15 protein-coding genes are annotated in these 18,422 nt (G+C 71.2%); 3 read left to right on the forward strand and 12 right to left on the reverse strand.

Translation table 11 applies throughout. The features are described 5' to 3' along the window. Positions 1-8: 8 nt before the first annotated feature. Together IM778_RS11040 and IM778_RS11045 are read left to right on the forward strand one after the other, a co-directional pair. A complete protein-coding gene (locus tag IM778_RS11040) occupies positions 9-2,132 on the forward strand; it encodes a S9 family peptidase (RefSeq protein ID WP_194408943.1) in 2,124 nt (707 codons plus the stop codon). 236 nt (positions 2,133-2,368) lie between these two features. Then, complete coding sequence (locus IM778_RS11045) at positions 2,369-3,316, forward strand: endonuclease domain-containing protein (protein ID WP_228484509.1); 948 nt, start codon at positions 2,369-2,371, stop codon at positions 3,314-3,316. A gap of 326 nt (positions 3,317-3,642) precedes the next feature. Here the strand turns inward: IM778_RS11045 and IM778_RS11050 are convergent, their stop codons facing one another. The 6 genes from IM778_RS11050 to coaBC all read right to left on the reverse strand — a co-directional run bounded on the left by IM778_RS11050 (position 3,643) and on the right by coaBC (position 11,339). Next, positions 3,643-4,671: an ATP-dependent 6-phosphofructokinase gene (locus tag IM778_RS11050; protein ID WP_194408944.1), complete on the reverse strand. Its 1,029-nt coding sequence runs from the start codon at positions 4,669-4,671 to the stop codon at positions 3,643-3,645. Positions 4,672-4,795: 124 nt separating this feature from the next. Continuing rightward, a complete protein-coding gene (locus IM778_RS11055) occupies positions 4,796-5,878 on the reverse strand; it encodes a hypothetical protein (protein WP_194408945.1) in 1,083 nt (360 codons plus the stop codon). 120 nt (positions 5,879-5,998) lie between these two features. After that, positions 5,999-8,152: a DEAD/DEAH box helicase gene (locus IM778_RS11060; protein ID WP_194408946.1), complete on the reverse strand. Its 2,154-nt coding sequence runs from the start codon at positions 8,150-8,152 to the stop codon at positions 5,999-6,001. Positions 8,153-8,388: 236 nt separating this feature from the next. Then, positions 8,389-9,033, reverse strand: coding sequence for a hypothetical protein (locus IM778_RS11065; protein WP_194408947.1), 645 nt, complete (start codon positions 9,031-9,033; stop codon positions 8,389-8,391). 92 nt (positions 9,034-9,125) lie between these two features. After that, on the reverse strand, positions 9,126-10,025 hold the full coding sequence (locus IM778_RS11070; protein ID WP_194408948.1) for a glycerophosphodiester phosphodiesterase: 900 nt from the start codon (positions 10,023-10,025) through the stop codon (positions 9,126-9,128). A 78-nt stretch (positions 10,026-10,103) separates the two neighbouring features. Further along, entirely contained in the window at positions 10,104-11,339 is a 1,236-nt protein-coding gene (gene coaBC, locus IM778_RS11075; protein WP_194408949.1) for a bifunctional phosphopantothenoylcysteine decarboxylase/phosphopantothenate--cysteine ligase CoaBC, read from the reverse strand. A 67-nt stretch (positions 11,340-11,406) separates the two neighbouring features. On the opposite strand from coaBC, the gene IM778_RS11080 reads away from it, so the two are divergent. Next, entirely contained in the window at positions 11,407-12,123 is a 717-nt protein-coding gene (locus IM778_RS11080; RefSeq protein WP_194408950.1) for an NRDE family protein, read from the forward strand. A 177-nt stretch (positions 12,124-12,300) separates the two neighbouring features. On the opposite strand, the gene IM778_RS11085 is transcribed toward IM778_RS11080, so the two are convergent. The 6 genes from IM778_RS11085 to IM778_RS11110 form a co-directional block, all read right to left on the reverse strand. After that, positions 12,301-13,164: an aldehyde dehydrogenase family protein gene (locus IM778_RS11085; RefSeq protein ID WP_194408951.1), complete on the reverse strand. Its 864-nt coding sequence runs from the start codon at positions 13,162-13,164 to the stop codon at positions 12,301-12,303. Beyond that, the gene (locus tag IM778_RS11090) at positions 13,161-14,678 is read right to left on the reverse strand and encodes an aldehyde dehydrogenase family protein (RefSeq protein ID WP_194408952.1); all 1,518 of its coding nucleotides are present in this window, start codon (positions 14,676-14,678) and stop codon (positions 13,161-13,163) included. Before IM778_RS11090 ends, IM778_RS11085 begins: the two co-directional genes overlap by 4 nt. 40 nt (positions 14,679-14,718) lie before the next feature. Continuing rightward, complete coding sequence (gene deoC / locus IM778_RS11095) at positions 14,719-15,726, reverse strand: deoxyribose-phosphate aldolase (RefSeq protein WP_194408953.1); 1,008 nt, start codon at positions 15,724-15,726, stop codon at positions 14,719-14,721. 61 nt (positions 15,727-15,787) lie between these two features. Continuing rightward, a complete protein-coding gene (locus tag IM778_RS11100) occupies positions 15,788-16,732 on the reverse strand; it encodes a sugar-binding transcriptional regulator (RefSeq protein WP_194408954.1) in 945 nt (314 codons plus the stop codon). Positions 16,733-16,978: 246 nt separating this feature from the next. Beyond that, entirely contained in the window at positions 16,979-17,950 is a 972-nt protein-coding gene (locus IM778_RS11105) for a bifunctional riboflavin kinase/FAD synthetase (RefSeq protein ID WP_194408955.1), read from the reverse strand. Next, on the reverse strand, positions 17,947-18,390 hold the full coding sequence (locus tag IM778_RS11110; protein WP_194408956.1) for a hypothetical protein: 444 nt from the start codon (positions 18,388-18,390) through the stop codon (positions 17,947-17,949). Before IM778_RS11110 ends, IM778_RS11105 begins: the two co-directional genes overlap by 4 nt. Between the last annotated feature and the right edge of the window lie 32 nt (positions 18,391-18,422).

Consider the following 18,422-nt stretch of genomic DNA (forward strand, 5'->3'; position numbering starts at 1 on the left):
TGGACACCGTGACCGCCCACGACACGTCCGCCCTCCCGCCCGCACCCGTCGCCCAGACCCGCCCGGTGATCCGTTCGCACCACGGTGACGACGTCGAGGACCGCTACGAGTGGTTCCGCGCGAAGGAGGACGCCGCGGTCATCGAACACCTCGAAGCAGAGAACGCCTACACCGCCCGGCGCACCGCGCACCTCCAGGGCCTGCGCGAGCGGATCTTCGACGAGATCAAGGGCCGCACCCTCGAGACCGACCTCTCGGTGCCGACCCGCCGGGGCCAGTGGTGGTACTACGGCCGCACCCTCGAGGGCAAGCAGTACGGCATCCAGTGCCGCGCTCCCCTGTCCTCTCCCGACGACTGGACCCCTCCCGAGCTCTCCCCCGACGCCCCGGTGCCCGGTGAGCAGATCCTGCTCGACAACAACGTCGAAGCCGAGGGCCACGAGTTCTTCTCGCTCGGCAGCTTCGAGGTCTCGGACGACGGGCACCTCATGCTCTTCGGCGTCGACGTCGCCGGCGACGAGAGGTACACCGTGCGCGTGCGCGACCTCGTCACGGGCGAGCAGCTGCCCGACGAGATCCCCGGGACCTTCGCCGGCGCCACCTTCTCGCCCGACGGCCGCTTCATCGTCTACACGACGGTCGACGACGCCTGGCGTCCCGACACGGTGTGGCTGCACGAGCTCGGAACGCCCGTCGAGGACGACGTGAGACTCTTCCACGAGCCCGACGAGAGGTTCTGGGTGGGCGCCGGGTTTACCCGCAGCGACCGCTACCTCGTGATCGGGCTCGGATCGTCGATCACCTCCGAGGAGTGGCTGCTGGATGCCTCGGACCTGCGTGGCGAGCCGCGCGTGGTGTGGCCGCGCACGGAGGGCGTCGAGTACGACTCCGAGCACGCGGTCGTCGACGGCGAGGACGTGCTGTTCGTCCTCCACAACGACGGCGCCCTGGACTTCGAACTGGTGCGGGTCGCGGCATCCGACCCCTCCGGCGCCCGCGAGGTCGTGATCCCGCACCGTCCCGGCGAGCGGCTGCTGGGCGTGTCGACGTTCCGCGACTGGGGCGTCGTCGGCTACCGGCGCGGCGGCCTCGCGCGCCTCGGTCTGCTCGACTACGCGACCGGCGACGTCAGCGAGATCGAATTCGACGAGCCGCTGTACTCGGTCGGCACCGGCGGCAACCCCGAGTGGGCTCCCCCGATGCTGCGGCTGGGCTACGGCTCGTTCGTGACGCCCGGCACCGTCTACGACCTGGACGTCGCGACCCGCGAGCTTCACCTCCGCAAGCGCCAGCCGGTGCTCGGCGGCTACGAGTCCGGCGACTACGCCCAGGCGCGCGTGTGGGCGACGGCCCAGGACGGCGCGCAGATCCCGATCTCTCTCGTCTGGAAGCGCTCGTTCGGAGACGCCGGCGCCGCGCCCCGCCCGCTGCACCTGTACGGCTACGGCTCGTACGAGCACTCGATCGAGCCCGGCTTCTCGGTGCCGCGCCTGTCGGAGCTGGATCGCGGCGTCGTCTTCGCCGTCGCCCACGTGCGCGGCGGCGGCGAGATGGGCCGCCAGTGGTACGAGGACGGCAAGCTGCTCAGCAAGCGCAACACCTTCACCGACTTCGTCGACTGCGCGCAGCACCTCGTCGACAACGGCTTCACGTCGGCATCGCAGCTCGTGGCAGAGGGCGGCTCGGCGGGCGGGCTGCTCATGGGAGCCGTCGCGAACCTCGCGCCCGAGCTGTTCGCGGGAGTCCTCGCCGACGTGCCGTTCGTCGACGCCCTCACGACGATCCTCGACCCGTCGCTGCCCCTCACCGTCATCGAGTGGGACGAGTGGGGCGACCCGCTGCACGACCCCGACGTGTACGCCTACATGAAGTCCTACTCGCCCTACGAGAACGTGCGAACGGATGCCTCGTACCCCCGCATCCTCGCCGTCACCTCGCTCAACGACACCCGGGTGCTGTACGTCGAGCCGGCGAAGTGGGTCGCGCGTCTGCGCGAGGTCGGCGCCGATGCCCTGCTGAAGTGCGAGATGGTCGCCGGCCACGGCGGCGTCTCGGGCCGCTACAACGCGTGGCGCGAGCGCGCGTTCGAGCTCGCCTGGCTGCTGGACGTCCTCGGCGTCGCCGACGCCTGACCCCCCCCGCAGTACCGCCCCGCCGCGCTCCCGCCCCGCCGCGCTCCCGCCCCGCCTCTCCCCTGCCTCGCTCGTCCTGACCTCTTTGCCAAATCAGGACATCTGGCGAACGCAGGACGTTTCTGCGCCGAAACCTCCTGCCTCCGCCAGATGTCCTGTTCTCGCGATGACGCGAGGCAGAGGTGGCGCCGAGTTCGGCTCCTCCACAACGGGGACGACGGCGCAGTTGCGCACAGGTGTGCGGCATCGGCAGCAGACGGCTTCCGCGGGCCCGAAGAATCGTCGGCATGTCGAACACATCCCATATCCGTCCACGGCCGCGCCCGCGACGAGCAGAAGTCGCGCAGCGGGTCCGGAGCAACTCCGGCGTCCTGCACAGTTCCGATGCGCGCGCGGCCGGCTTCACCGTGTACGACATCGCGGCGGCGGTGCGGGCCGGTGCGATCGAGCGGGTGCGACGTTCGTGGCTGGTCACGCCCGACTGCGATCCCCGACGGCGGGCTGCAGCGACGGTGAGCGGCAGGGTCACGTGCGTGAGCGCCGCCGCGCTGGCCGGTTTCTGGACGCCGACCGGAGTTCGGGCGGACGAGAGGGTCCATGTCGCCATCGCGTCCACCGCCGCGCGGGTCATGTCCAAAGAGTTGCGCCTGCATTGGGGGCGCGGCCCGGCACCGGTGGGCCGCAACGACAACGCGGATCCCGTCCTCAACGTCCTGTTCCACGTCGCGCACTGCCTATCGAGACGCGACGCACTGGCGGTGTGGGAATCCGCAATACGGAAGAAGGCCGTGGATGCCGAAGTGCTCGAGCGCGTGGCCTGGCGGAGCACGCAGGCCGCCGAACTGGCGGCTGTCGCTTCCTCGTTATCGGATTCAGGGCTCGAGACCGTCTTCGTCGACGGACTGCGCCGCACCGGAGTGTCCGTACGGCAGCAGGTGTGGATCGACAGCCGCCCCGTCGACGGACTCATCGGCACGTCGCTCGTGACTCAGATCGACGGCTTCGCGCACCACAGCAGCGCGGCCGATCGACGGCGTGATCTCGAAGCCGACGCGCGGCTGATCGCTCGCGGCTACATCGTGCTCCGATTCGACTATCACCAGGTGCTGTTCGACTGGCCGTATGTGGTCGAGACGATCCTGACAGCCATCGCGCAGGGCGCCCATCAGCGACGCGTTCGCTGATCCCGCCATGCGCTACTCCGATCCGGCCCCGCTCTTCTCCTGATCCCGCCCCGCGCTTCTCCGAAATCAGGACATCTGACGAAAGCAGGATCTTCGGCGCGGAAACGTCCTGTCTCCGCCAGATGTCCTGATTTCGGAGAGCGCGCGGGGGCGCACGGAGGTGCACGGGCGCGGGGCGCACGGAGGTGCCAGGGCACGCGCGCGGCGCGAGGCGCGGAGGCTGTGAGAGCTCGGCGCGGGCCTGGGCGCGCGGCGCGGAGGCTGTGAGAGTCGGGGCGAGGGGCGGGGGGCGACGGATGCCTCGGAGCGAGGCATCCGGTCAAGGATCAGCCGAAGAGGGCTGCGGCCTCTTCGTAGCGGTACAGGGGCACGCTGTTGAGCTCACCCAGCGCGTCGGCGAACGGCACGCGGACGATGTCGATGCCGCGCAGCGCCACCATCTGACCCCACGCGCCGTCGACGATCGCATCGGCGGCGTGCAGGCCGAGGCGGGTGGCGAGGACGCGGTCGAAGCCGGACGGCGAGCCGCCGCGCTGGATGTGACCGAGCACCGTCGCCCGGGTCTCGATGCCAGTGATGCGCTCGATCTCGGGCGCGAGCACCTCGCTGATCCCACCGAGGCGCGGACGGTTGAAGGCGTCGAGCCCCTTGTCGGAGTAAGCCTCGTCCTGCCCCTTGAGCTTGAAGCCCTCCGACACGACGACGAGCGGCGCGCGACCGCGGTCGTGCGCCCGGGTGACGAGCTCGGTGATGTCGTCGATGGAGAGGGGCACCTCGGGGATGCAGATCGCGTGGGCGCCTGCGGCGATTCCCGCGTGCAGGGCGATCCAGCCGACGTGGCGGCCCATGACCTCGGCGACCATGCACCGCTGGTGCGAGTCGCCCGTGGTGCGGAGGCGATCCATCGCGTCGGTGGCGATGTTCACGGCGGTGTCGAAGCCGAACGAGTAGTCGGTGGCGCGCAGGTCGTTGTCGATCGTCTTGGGAACGCCGAGCACGTTGATGCCGTCGTTCGAGAGTCGGTTGGCCGCGGCCAGCGTGCCTTCGCCGCCGATCGCGATGATGCCGTCGATGCGGTGGCCGTACAACGTCTTGGCGATGTTCTCGGCGCCGCCGCGGGGGCCCTCGTACGGGTTGGTGCGGCTGGTGCCGAGGATCGTGCCGCCCACCTTCGACAGGCCCTTGACCTCGTGGCGCGTCAGCGGGAAGAAGTCGCCGTCGACGACACCCCGCCAGCCGTCGCGGATGCCGACGAACTCGAGGTCGTACGTCGTCGTACCCTTGAGCACGACGCCGCGGATGACCGCGTTGAGTCCGGGGCAATCGCCGCCGCTCGTCAGGATGCCGATCTTCATAGCTGTGTTCCTCGCTGTCGGGTGAAGAGAGTCGGCGACGCTGCCTCACCCGACATTAGTGCCGGATGCCGCGGCCTGCCACACGGAGCGGCCCGAGCCGTCGACGCCCTGGTCGGCAGAGCCTTCACGCGCCGACGCGTCGCCAGACGTCGCGGTCGCGCCGCCACCTCTCCTGGTCCGCGGGCCGCGCCGAGACGCCGCGGAACCAGAACGTCTCGTCGGGGTTCCACCCCGCGATCACCGACCCCGTCTCATGATCGATCTCGATCAGGCGAGTCGCCGCGGTGAGGTACCCCGCGACGCTGAGGTGCACGCCGTCGGCCTCACGGGCCACGGAGGACCAGTCGGGCACCACCCACCGGCCGTCGCGGCCGGTCACGCGGTACCAGTCGTGTCGTCGCGAAGCGGTGACGTCGATCGGATGCCGCCGGCACAGATCCGCCCAGTCCTCCGGGGTGCCGATCTCGATGACGCGGGCCGGGTAGGCATCGACGGGCACCGCCGTCGCCTCGTCGCCGCCGTGGAAATCCTCGACGAACCACAGGCCAGCCGGACCGTCGTCGCCGAGCCGCCGCGAGGTGCGCGGCAGCGCGTGCGGAGGGATCGACCACCACCACCCGCTCCAGGGAGCGGTCGGATCAGCGGGCCGCTCGACGCCGGCTCGGGCGTCGTCGTCCGCCACGCTCACGCGCCATGCCGCCAGCTCGCCGGCGGGATCGGCGGACAGCCGCCCAGCGCCCTCCCACGCCACCGCCCACTGGTCGTGCAGATCGAGCGGGCTCTCCCACCAGCGCGTGTCCGGCGCTGCGACGATGACCTCGGCCACGCGGCGGAGCGCCGTGCGGAAGGCGGGGGTCGCGGCGAGGGCATCAGCGCCGTCGGGCTCTTGCCAGTACCGCGCGGTGTCGACCGACACCGCGAGCGCTTCGCGCAGGGTCGGCCAGGCGGGAGTGTCGATCGAGATGCCGGTGAGCGCTGCTGCGGCTTCCTCCGGTGATACCCGGGGCGGCGTGAACGGATCGGGGTCGGAACGCATGACAAGGACGGCGACAGCGCCCTCCTCGAGCGCGTACTGCGCCCAGCCCACGGCGGTCGCGGCATCCTGCGCCGACCTGCTCCCGGCGCGGGACGCCGCGGCCCGGGCGTACTCCAAGCACAGCCGACGGCCGCGTGGGCCGGCGAGGAGCGCCGCGGCGTCGAGCGTCATTCCGCCACCCTAGCGACGCGACCGCACCCGGCCGCCGCACGCCCCTCTGGGGCGCCAACGCGAGACGGCCGCGCACCCCGGGCTGTGCCTCGGGATGCGCGGCCGTGCCGCGGTGACTGCTTACGCCGCGCCGAGCGCTTGGCGCAGCACGTGCATGAGCGCCGACAGCTGCACGGAGTCGCTGGACTGCGGGTCGACGGCTTCGCCGTCGAGCGCGCGAGCCGCGAGCCCCTGCTTCGAGTCGATGAGCTCGGCGATCTTCGTGTCGATCGTGTGCGCCGCGATGATGCGCCACGCCGTCACCGGCTCGTCCTGGCCGATGCGGTGCACGCGGTCGATCGCCTGCGTCTGCTCGGCGGCCGTCCACGACAGCTCGGCGAGCACGACGTTCGACGACGCCTGCATGTTGACGCCGACGCCCGCGGCGGTCAGCGAGCAGACCGCGATGCCGACCTCGGGGTCGCTGTTGAAGGCGTCGATCGCCTGCTGGCGAGCCGTCGTCGCCTGGTCGCCACGGAGCGAGACCGTCTTGAGGCCCGCCGCGGCGAAGTGCGCCTCGGCGGCGTCCATGACGTCGATGTGCTTGGCGAAGAACACCACCTTGCCGACCGAGCGCTGCAGCTGCACGGCGTAGTCCGCCGCGAGCACGGCCTTGGCCTGGCCGATCTTCCGCACCATGGTGAAGACGTTCTCGGAGCCCGTGCCGGCGGCCTTCGACTCCTCGAGCTCGCCGTGCGCGACGAGCCGGATGATGTCGTCGTCCACCTCGCCGGGAGCGAGTCCGCGGTCGCCGCGCGCCTCGATGATGCGGCGGTACTTCGCGGCGAGGCGCTCTCCGAGCTCGCGCTCGGCCTGCCGGATCGACCGGCCGAACTCGTCGTCGAGCTCGACGGGGAGGTCGGCGATGAGCTTGTCGGGGAGGTCGGCCGCGACATCCTTCTTCTTGCGCCGGACGATCCCCATCGAGATGACCGCGTCGCGCGCTTCGGGATAGAAGGCCTTGTCGGCCGGAGTGAGCCCGGTCTCGTCGAGCTTCTCCATGAGCACCGGACCGGGCTTCTCGCCGGTGGTCCAGCCGAGGAACCGCCAGATCGCGTCGAAGTCCTCGACGTCGTTGATGAGCGGCGTTCCGGTGAGGGCGAGCAGCAGCGGGTCGCGCACCTGCTCGCGGATGCGGGTCGCCAGCGCCAGCACGTTCTGGGAGCGCTGCGACGTGAGGTTCTTGATGAAGTGCGCCTCGTCGACGACCATGCCCTTCAGCCCGATCGAGCTGAGCCACGACAGGTGGCGGTCGAGGATCTCGTAGTTGACGATGAACACGTCGGCGAACGCGTCGATGTCTTCACCGTCGCCCTGGATGACGGTCGCGCGGCGCTGCGGCGTCCAGCGCTCCACTTCGCGGGCCCAGTTCATCTTCACGACGTTGGGCACGACGGCCAGCAACGGGTACGCGTTCGCGACGGATGCCGCCAGCACCGACTCCGCCGTCTTGCCGAGGCCCGGCTCGTCGGCGAGGAGGAAGGTGCGGTGTCCGTCGCGCACGGCCTCGAGGAACCGCGACTGGTGCGGCATGATCTCGAGTCCGCGGGGCGACAGGCGATCGAACTCGGGGACGGGAGGCAGGTCCATCGTGGCGCTGCCGCCGCCTGCGCCGGTCTCGAACGCCTTGTACAGCGGGCCCATGAGCTCCCAGCTGTCGAGGCGCCGGCGCGGGGTCTCCTTCGGCGCGCGGGTCGAGAGGTCGGGCGCGAGGAACGGGTTGGCCTCGCGACGCGCCTCGACCTGGGGCGGCACCACCTGGCGCTCGGCGAGAGCGGCCGGCACCACCGGGGCGGCGACCGGGGCTACGTCGGTGATGATGAGCTCGTCCGGCGCCAGCTCGGCGCCCGATTCGAGCAGCCAGTCGCGGCGCATGCGGCGCGCGACCGGCGACGTGGCCTGGTCGACCTCGAGCAGCTGGATGAGCGACGTGTCGCGCGCGGCGGTCTTGGCGAGGATCGTGGCGACGCCGTCGAGGCGCTTGAGCAGCTCGGAGCGCGCGGCATCCGTCAGCTCACCGTCGCTCTTGACTCGGGCGCGCTCCTCGCGCACCAGGAACGCGATCACCTGGAACTTGACCCGGTTGGTGGGTCCCAGCTTGCCGCGCTGGGCCTTGGCCTCGACCTCGCGCACCTTGCGGGCGAGGATCGGGATGATGGGGGCCTCGTCGTCGCGACGCGCGGACGAGGGCTTGCGGCGACGCTGCGCCGCCTGGGCGGGTGCCGTGGTCGGCATGCTCCTCCTGAGCGTGAGTGCCGGATCGGGCCCGGCGATGATCGGATGACACCGATGGTTTGCGTGCTCCCGCGGGCGGCGCGAACGCCGTCGCGAACGCGGGATCGGGGTGCGCCGTGACGGCCGCGGGCACTCGCTTCTGCGAGCTGCGACATCGTCAGCGGATTCCCCGCCGCCCATTCTAGCCGGATTCCCCGGCGGAACGGGGGAAGGGATCGCGGCGGCGGCCCGAGGAGTCAGCTCCAGAGCGTCGAGACGATGTCTTCGGTGTACCCGTCGGGGCTGAAGTTGATCCACGCGGTGGTGACGATCGCACCGTCTCCGAGGTAGTGCGTCTCGCCCCGCGTGTACTCCTGGTCATCGAGCGTGATGCCGCGCTGCTCGATGCGGCACACGGTGCCGCCGCCCAGCGCTTCGCATCCGAATCCCGCCGACTGCAGCGCCGACTCGATGTCCGCCGCCTGCTCAGCCTCGATCGCCGTGACATTGGTGGCCAGGCCGAACTCGCTGGGCTGGCCCCACGAGCAGCGCAGCGTGGGGGCGCCGCTGTGGATCACCTCGAGGAGATCGGCGTTCTCGGTCGAGAGCATCGTGACGCCGGGGTCGTTCAGCGGCGGGTTCTCGGACTGCAGCCGGGAGAGCATGGCGGCCGAGTAGATCTGCTCGCACGACGCGGGCACGTCGAAGCCGGCATCCGGAAGCTCGGTCTCGATGGGAGACACCGACGGGCCGGGCGTCGGCTTGTCGAGGGTCGCCGACGCGGTGGGCTCGGGCGTGCCGGACGGCTCGGGTCTGCAGCCGGTCGCGAGCAGCGCCACCGTGGCGAGCGCGGCGATCGCCACCGTGACCCGCTTCACCCGAACGTCGTCGAACAGCCGCATGACACCTCCGGTTCGCGCGCGCCGATCGGCGCACTTCGACCTTACGACGCGGCGACCGCCGAGGACTCAGGGCACGCCGCGGCCCGGCCCGGTCAGGGAACCTGCGCGTAGGCCTCCTGCCACTCCGAGAGCGTGTGCGGGTCGTCGGTCACGATGCCGTCCACGCCGAGCGCCGTCACGGCATCCCAGTACTCGTCGTCGTTCAGTGTGTACACGACGACGCGTGACCCGGCGGCATGGAGTTCGTCGACGATCGCCGGGCGGTCGAGAACCGCCTTGCGGCTGACGATGACGCCGCGCGCGCCCGCTTCCGCGACGGCGCTGACGACGTCGGCGGGCACGTTCTTCAGGATGAGCAGGCGCGAGACGACGTCCGACCCCGCGGCGACGAGCGCCAGCGTGCGCGCGTCGAAGCTCGCCAGCGCGACGCGGCGCTCGAGGTCTCGCGCGGCGACCTGTGCGACCGCGGCGGTCACGGCCTCGGCATCCCACTCGCCTTTCAGCTCGATGATCGCACGCGCGCCCGACGCGGCCAGCGACTCGAGGAACTCGTCGAGCGTGGGCACCGGCGTGCCGGCGTAAGCGGGGTCGAACCAGGCGCCCGCGTCGAGGGTGCGCACCTCGGCGAGCGTGAGCGCCGACAGCCGGCCGTGGCCGTCGGTCGTGCGGTCCACGGTCGCGTCGTGCATGAGGACGGGCTGGCGGTCCGCGGTGAGGGCGACGTCGACCTCGACGTAGTCGAAGCCGCTGTCGAGGGCGGCGGCGATGGCGGGCAGCGTGTTCTCGGGGGCGGTCGCCGCTCCTCCGCGGTGGCTCGCGATGAACGCCGCCTCGCCCGGAGTGCGGGGATCGCCGAGCAGTTCGCGGGCGGTGACCCGGGCGGGCGTCGCGCCGAACAGTGCGATCACGATGCTCACGACAGCGAGCACGCACACGATCAGCAGGGCGTGGATCCGGTCGCGGGCGCGATCGGATGCCGCGGAGTGTGGCATCGGGCATGTCCTCCGGGTCTTGCACCACGTCGTCGTCGACGTGGTGCGCACCACTCTACATGCGTCGTTACCGTTTCGTTACTCAATTTCGGCGCGCGATCCGCGCACCTTCAGCACAGCGTTCCACAACACCTCGGCGACGTCTCGCTTGCTCCCCGTCGCCGACGCCACCAGATCGCCGCTCGCGTCGATGATCGCCAGCGCGTTCTCGCCGCTCTCGAAGCCCCGCTCCCAGCCCACCTCGTTGACCGCCAGCAGATCCGCGCCCTTGCGGGCGGCCTTGCGCCGGCCACGCTCGAGGAGCGTCTCGCCCTCCCCCGGCGTCTCGGCGGCGAAGCCCACGATCGACTGTCCGTCGCGCCGGGCGCGCACGAGGGCGGCGAGGATGTCGTCGTTCTCGATCAGGTCGAGCGTGATCCCGTCGCCGGGGGCGGACTCCTTCGCCCGCTTCAGCGGCGACACCTCGGCCACCCGGTAGTCCGCGACCGCCGCCGCCATCACGACGATGTCGGCTGAATCCGCTTCGATCGCCGCGACCTCCCCGAGTTCGGCCGCGGTGCCGGCGCGCACGATCCGCACGCGCGGGTGGGCGCATGCCTCGACCAGGGGTCCGTCGTCGACATGCGCGGCGATCAGCACCACGTCGGCGCCACGGTCCGCCGCGGCCATCGCGACGGCGACCCCCTGGCGGCCGCTGGAGCGGTTGCCGATGAAGCGCACGGGATCGATCGGCTCGCGCGTGCCGCCGGCACTCACCACGACGCGGAGCCCCTCGAGGTCTCGCGCGCCGCCGTCGACCGCGGCCAGCGCGCGTTCGAGGATCGCCTCGGGCTCCGTCATCCGTCCCGGTCCGCTGTCGCCGCCGGTCAGCTCGCCGTCGTCGGGGCCGACCACGATCACGCCGCGTTCGCGGAGGGTCGCCATGTTCGCGACGGTCGCGGGGTGACGCCACATCTCGGTGTGCATCGCGGGGGCCACGACGACCGGCGCCGTGGTGGCGAGTAGGGTCGTCCCGAGGAGGTCGTCCGCGAGCCCCGCGGTCATCTTCGCCAGGGTGTTCGCCGTCGCGGGCGCCACGATCACGAGATCGGCCGACTGGCCGAGCGCGACGTGCCGCACGCGTGCGACGTCGTCGTGGACGGAGGTGGTCACGGCGTGGCGGCTGATCGCCTCCCACGTCGGCAGGCCGACGAAGCGCAGCGCGTCGTCGGTCGGCACCACGTGGACCTCGTGGCCGTCCTTCACGAGCAGGCGCACCAGTTGAACCGTCTTATAAGCGGCGATCCCGCCGGTGACTCCGACCACGACGAACACCCTCCGATCTTGGCACGACTGTCCGCCACGCGGCCCCGCGCCGCACGACACCACCGAGGAGCCCCGCATGTGCACCGTCGTCATCCGCGTCCCCGATTCGGCGGATGAGCCCACGCGCGTGCTCGCGATCCGCGACGAGGATCCCGGACGACCGTGGAATCCGCTGGGTCGCTGGTGGCCCGAGCCGCATAACGGCGTCGTGGGCGTGCGCGACGTGCGCGCCGGTGGCGCCTGGCTCGCTGCCGACCCCGCGGCGGGCCGCCTGGCCGTGCTCCTGAACCGGGCGGACGACTCCACCCGGCCCGAATCCGAGCTCGTCTCACGGGGCGGCCTGGTGCTCGACGCCGTCGCCGGGCGCTCACCCTCCGGGGAGCCGTCCACGCACGGCTTCAACCTCGTCGAGGTCGAAGGTGCGCGCGCACGCGTGCGGACGTGGGACGGCGTCGCCCTGCGCACGGTCGAGCTCGGGCCCGGCACGCACATGATCGCCCACGACGACGTCGACGACGCCGGCACGCCGCGCATCGCACGCTGGCTGGACGAGTTCCGCGCGACCGAGCCCGCCGACGGCGAGCGCTGGTGGATGCCGTGGCTCGAGGTGCTCGAGCGCTCGGCGGCGCTGCCGCCCACCGATGACGGCGCGATCATCCGCGACAACCGCCCCTACGGATACCCCACGCTGTCACTCCTCGCGTGCGTCGCGTCCGTCACCGCGCACGACGTCGACGTGCACTACGGCGAGCTGCGCGAGCCCGGCGCCTGGGGCGGACTCGAGCTCACCTGATCCCCGCGCCGCGCACGCCTCGCGCCCGCTCCGCGCCCCTGCGCGTCTCCGCGCGCCCCGCGCCCGTGCGCGCCTCGCGCCGCGCCCGCCGTGCGCGCCTCCGGCGTTCGCTCCGCAGTCAGTTTCCGCGTCCGGGAGACGCGTTCTCCGCGCAGGTTGTGACTGCGGAGCTCGCCGTCAGACCAGGCTCTTGGTGTGCCAGACGGTCTTGGTCTCGGTGAACGCCGCGATGCGCGCGAGGCTCGGGGCCGCGGCATCCGTCCCGTTCTCGGGAGGCAGCACCCGCGTGAGCGTCTCGGCCGCGGCGATCTGCAGGTCGACCCAGTCGAGGTCGCCCGCGCCGACGAGGTCGAGCGCGTGCACGTCGGGGTGCGACGCGAGCCACGGCGCGATCTCGGCCGGCGAGCCGGTGAGCACGTTCACGACGCCGCCCGGCACGTCGCTGGTCGCGAGCACCTCGGCGAGGCTGATCGCCGAGAGCGGATACCGCTGCGACGCGACGACCACCACCGAGTTGCCGGTCACGAGGGCCGGGGCGATCACCGAGACGAGGCCGACGAGCGCCGAGTCCTGCGGAGCGATCACGCCGACCACGCCGGTCGGCTCGGGCACCGAGATGTTGAAGTACGGGCCGGCGACCGGGTTGCCGTTGCCGGCCACCTGACCGAACTTGTCGCACCAGCCGGCGTACCAGACCCAGCGGTCGATGGCCTCGTCGACCTCGGCGGAGGCGACGGATGCCGTGACCCCGGTCTGCTGCACGATCTCGTCCACGAACTGGGCGCGACGCCCTTCGAGCAGCTCGGCGACGCGGTAGAGCACCTGACCGCGGTTGTACGCGGTGGCACCGGACCACCCCTTGACGGCGCCGCGCGCCGAGACGACGGCATCCCGTGCGTCCTTGCGCGATGCCAGCGCGGCGTTGGCGAGGAACTCGCCCTTCGGCGTCGCGACCTCGTAGGTGCGTCCGGACTCGCTGCGCGGGAAGGCGCCTCCGATGTAGAGCTTGTAGGTCTTGGGCACGGTCAGTCGCTTGGTCACTTGCCCACCTCCTTCTTCGAGCGGCCGGCTTGGCGCTTCGTCTCGCCTCGCTCGCTCAACGACCGAGAGGATGCCGCGGGCGCGCTCTTGAGGTAGGCGGCGAGGCCGTGGCGGCCGCCCTCGCGGCCGTAGCCGGACTCCTTGTAGCCGCCGAACGGCGACGACGGGTCGAAACGGTTGAACGTGTTCGCCCACACCACGCCGGCGCGCAGGCGGTCGGCGACCGCCAGGATGCGGGAGCCTTTGTCGGACCAGACACCCGCCGACAGTCCGTACGGCGTGTTGTTGGCCTTCTCGATCGCCTCGGCGGGCGTGCGGAACGTCAGCACCGAGAGCACCGGACCGAAGATCTCGTCGCGCGCGATGCGGTGGCTCGCCTGCACGTTGGTGAAGATGGTCGGGGCGAACCAGAAGCCGTTGTCGGGGATGACGCAGTCGGCGCTCCAGCGCTCGGCGCCCTCCTCCTCGCCGATGCGGCTCAGCTCGCGGATGCGGTCCAGCTGCTCGCGCGAGTTGATGGCACCGATGTCGGTGTTCTTGTCGAGGGGGTCGCCGAGGCGCAGCGTCGAGAGGCGGTCCTTGAGCCGGTCGACGACCTCGTCGTGGATCGACTCCTGCACGAGCAGCCGGCTGCCCGCGCAGCACACGTGACCCTGATTGAAGAAGATGCCGTTGACGATGCCCTCGATCGCCTGGTCGATGGGCGCGTCCTCGAACACGATGTTCGCGGCCTTGCCGCCGAGCTCGAGCGTCAGCTTCTTGTCGGTGCCGGCGACGGACTTCGCGATCTCGCGCCCGACCGCGGTCGAGCCGGTGAAGGCGACCTTGTTCACGTCGGGATGCCGCACGATCGCCGCACCCGTCGCCCCGGCGCCCGTGACGATGTTGACGACGCCCGGAGGCAGGTCGGCCTGCTGCAGGATCTCGGCGAAGATGAGCGCCGACAGCGGCGTCGTCTCGGCCGGCTTGATGACCACGGTGTTCCCCGCCGCGAGGGCAGGAGCGATCTTCCACGCGAGCATCAGCAGCGGGAAGTTCCACGGGATCACCTGGCCGGCCACACCGAGCGAGCGCGGGTCGGCGCCGAGGCCCGCGTACTCGAGCTTGTCGGCCCAGCCGGCGTAGTAGAAGAACCACGCGGCGACCAGCGGCACATCGACGTCACGGCTCTCTTTGATCGGCTTGCCGTTGTCGAGGCTCTCGGCGACGGCGAGCTCGCGCGCACGCTCCTGGACGAGCCGGGCGATGCGGAAGAGGTACTTGCCGCGGTCGCGGCCGCTCATCTTCGACCACGTGCGGTCGTACGCGCGGCGTGCGGCGGCGACAGCGGCGTCGACATCCGCTTCGCTCGCCGCGGCGATCGTGGCGATGTGCGACTCGTCGGCCGGCGAGATCGTCGCGAACGACTCGCCCGAGCCGGGGCGGAACTCGCCGTCGATGAACAGCCCGTACTCGGGCTGGAGGGACAGGATCGCGCGCGACTCGGGGGCCGGCGCGTACTCGAGGAAACTCATGTCTACTTCGTCTCTTCTGGTTGCTGAGCTTGTCGAAGCATCAGTCGATCGTCACGTAGTCAGCACCGGAGTAGTGCCCGGTCTTCAGCTTCTGGCGCTGCAGCAGCACGTCGTTGAGGAGGCTCGAGGCGCCGTAGCGGAACAGGTGCGGCTGCAGCCACTCCTCGCCCACTGTCTCGGCGACGGTGACGAGGTACTTGATCGCATCCTTCGACGTGCGGATGCCGCCCGCGGGCTTCACGCCCACCTTCTCGCCCGTCGCGCGATGCCAGTCGCGCACCACCTCGAGCATGAGGAGGGTCACCGGCAGCGTCGCGGCCGGCTGCACCTTGCCGGTCGAGGTCTTGATGAAGTCGCCGCCGGCGAGGATGGCGAGCCAGGAGGCGCGCTTGATGTTGTCGTACGTGTGCAGCTCGCCCGTCTCGAGGATCACCTTGAGCGACGCGAACGAGCCGTCTTCGCGACGGCAGGCCTCCTTCACGCGGGCGATCTGATCGAAGACGAGGCCGTAGCGGCCCGCGAGGAACGCGCCGCGGTCGATGACCATGTCGATCTCGTCGGCACCGCTCGCGACGGCCTCCGCCGTGTCGGCGAGCTTGATGTCGAGCGACGCGCGGCCGCTCGGGAACGCGGTCGCGACGGCGGCGACGCTCACGCCTCCCTCATCGGGGTCGCCGTGCGCGGCGCCGAGCGCGGCGACGGCGTGCGGCACCATGTCGCCGTAGACGCACACCGCCGCGACACGCGGGCACCCGGGGTCGGAGGCATCCGGAGTCAGCGCCTTCGCCACCAGCGAGCGCACCTTGCCGGGGGTGTCGGCTCCCTCGAGGGTGGTGAGGTCGATGAGCTCGATGATCTTGTCGAGCGCCCACGCCTTCGAGGTCGTCTTGATCGACCGGGTGCCGAGGCCCGCGGCGCGCTGCTCGAGCCCGACGGCGTCGACGCCGGGGAGACCGTGGAGATACCGTCGCAACGTGGTGTCGTCGGGCTCGCCGCCGAGCAGTTCGACGGCGCGCTGCGGCAGCGTCATGAGTGAGGTGCCTGACATGGCATGACCTGGCTTTCTGTGTGACGTGTCGTGCGGATGCGGTGAGGGAGAGCTCACGAGGTCATCCTTCGAGCAGGTGGAGCGCAGTGGCCTCGTCGGTGATCAGTGCGGTGCACAGTCCCGACCCGACCACCGCGGCGGCGATCGCGTGCTTCGGCTTGCCGGCGATCGCCGCGATCGCGACCGGCGCGCTGCGCAGCGCGGCGAGCGACAGGCCGACGGTGCGTGCGTCGAGCTCGGGATCGACGATGTCGCCGTTCGCGTCGACGTAGCGGCCCACGACATCGCCGACGGCGCCGCGCTCGACGAGACGGTCGATGTCGGCCGGGCCGAGGTAGCCGCTGTCGACGTGGACCGACCGGTGGTCGGCGGCGCCGGCGCTGAAGAGGTACGCGTCGGCCGAGCCCGCGAGATCCATGACGTTCGCGACGACGCGGTCGGCCTCGATCGCCTCCTTCGTCTCGCGGCGCTCGAGGATCGCGGGACTCGGAAGCAGGGTCGCGGTGCCCCCGCCCTTCTGCGCGATCGCGACCGCGGTCGCCGCGGCGGTGCCGGGGCGATGCGTGAGGCTGACGCCGCCGTTGATCTGCACGACGTCGGTGCCGGCCGACCACCCGTTGCGCAGCTGATGCGCGATCTCGGACAGCGTGCGGCCCCAGCTGACGCCGAGCACGCGCGGGCTCGGGCGCATCGTCGAGAGGTAGTCCGCGGCGGCCTGCGCGACACGCCGCTGCAGCTCGTCCTCGCTCTCGACGCCGGCGCGCGACACCACGATCGCGTCCGTCAGTCCGCGCTCGTCGCGCAGGCGTCGCTCCAGCGGCACGCGCCGCGCGCGCGAATGGAGGATCTCGATGCGGACGAAGCCCTCCTCCTTCGCCTGGGAGAGGAGGCGGCCGACCTTCCAGCGGGTGATGCGGAGGCTGCGCCCGATCTGCTCCTGCGTGAGGTTCTCCTCGTAGTACAGCTCTGCCGCCCTGATCGACAGCAGCTCGTCCACGGCGTCCACATCCCCTCCTTCCTTCGGTCCGCCTTCAAGGCTGACACACGAACCGGGGTCGAGCAACATCTGAACGCGGATCTGCTCACATGAGCAGATCGCGGTACCGCGGCACCGTCATCCGGTCACCACCACGATCGCGAAGGAGAGCACAGCGATCGCGGCCGCCGCCTCGACGGCCCGGAGTGCGAGCTCATGCACGCCTTGATCGTAGGGGCGTCGCCGTGCCAGGTCTACGGACGATCCGCGGTGCGGTCAGGACAGCAGCGTGCGCACGCGCTCGACGTCGTCGGCGATCTGGGCGACCAGGGCGTCGACGGTCTCGAACGCGGTCATGCCGCGGACGCGCTCCACGAACTCGACCTCGACGATGTGGTCGTACAGGTCGATGTCGGTCTCGTCGAGGACGTACGCCTCGACCTGTCGCACGTCGACGTCGTCGAACGTCGGGTTGGTGCCCACGCTGATCGCGGCCGGGTACCGCACGCTGCTGCGCGGCTCGGCCGTGCCGTCGCCGGGAATGCCCTCGTCGACCAGCCACCCCGCGTAGATGCCCTCGGCAGGGACGAATCCCTCGAGCGCCTGCGACAGGTTCGCGGTGGGGAACCCCAGATCGCGCCCGCGCTTGAGGCCGTGGACGACCTCGCCGCGCACGCTGTGCGAACGGCCCAGGAGCTTCGCCGCCGCAGCGACGTCTCCGGCGTCGAGCACCTCGCGCACCCACGTCGACGAGACGCGGCGGCCCTCGTCGATCGCGCGCACGTCGTCGACGACGTCCACGTCGAACCCGAACTCGCGACCGAGTTCGCGCAGCAGATCGGGCGTGCCCGCTCCCCCGCGACCGAAACGGAAGTCGGCGCCGACCATCACGATCGTGACCCCCAGCGCTCCGACGAGCACGTGCTCGACGAACGCGCGAGCCTCGAGGTCTGCCAGTGCGCGGTCGAACGTGAGCAGCAGCGTCGCGTCGACGCCCGTCTCGGCGAGCAGCCGCAGCTTCTGGGCCACGCCGACGAGGCTCACGGGGCAGATGTCGGGTCGCAGCAGCGCGAGCGGGTTGCGGTCGAACGTCACCGCGACCACGCGCGCGCCGATCGCCGCGGCATCCACTCGCGCCCGGTCGATCACCGCGCGATGACCGGAGTGCACGCCGTCGAACTTGCCGATCGCCACGACCGACGGCCCGAAGCCGGCGGGCACCTCGCGAGGGTCGCGGAAGACGATCACGGCGCCACCGCCGCGTGCTCCGCCGCCGCGGCTCGGGCACCCGGACGGTGGGTGATGAGCCACCACAGGCCGAGGAAGGGCAGCACGAGCGGGATGAACACGTAGCCTCTGCCGTACCACGACCACACCGTGTCGTGCGCGAACAGTTCGGGCATCACGAGGCTCAGCGTGCCGATCACGAGCACGCCCACCAGCTCGAACCCGATCGCGACCCACGCGACGACGTACCAGCCTCGACGGCCCGCGAAGACGAGGGCGAGCGTCGCGACGATGTAGACCACCGCCGACACCGCCGACAGCGTGTAGGCGAGCGGCGCTTCGTCGAAGCGCTGCGCGATCTGGACGAAGGACCTGCCGGTGGCGGCGAGCGCCATGATCGCGTAGACGATCACGAGCACGCGGCCGATGCCGGTCATGCGAGGGCGGGCGGGCGACGACATAACCCCACGATCTTAGTTCGGATGCCGCATCG

It is taken from the genome of Microbacterium cremeum (assembly GCF_015277855.1).
GTDB classification, from domain to species: Bacteria; Actinomycetota; Actinomycetes; order Actinomycetales; family Microbacteriaceae; genus Microbacterium; species Microbacterium cremeum.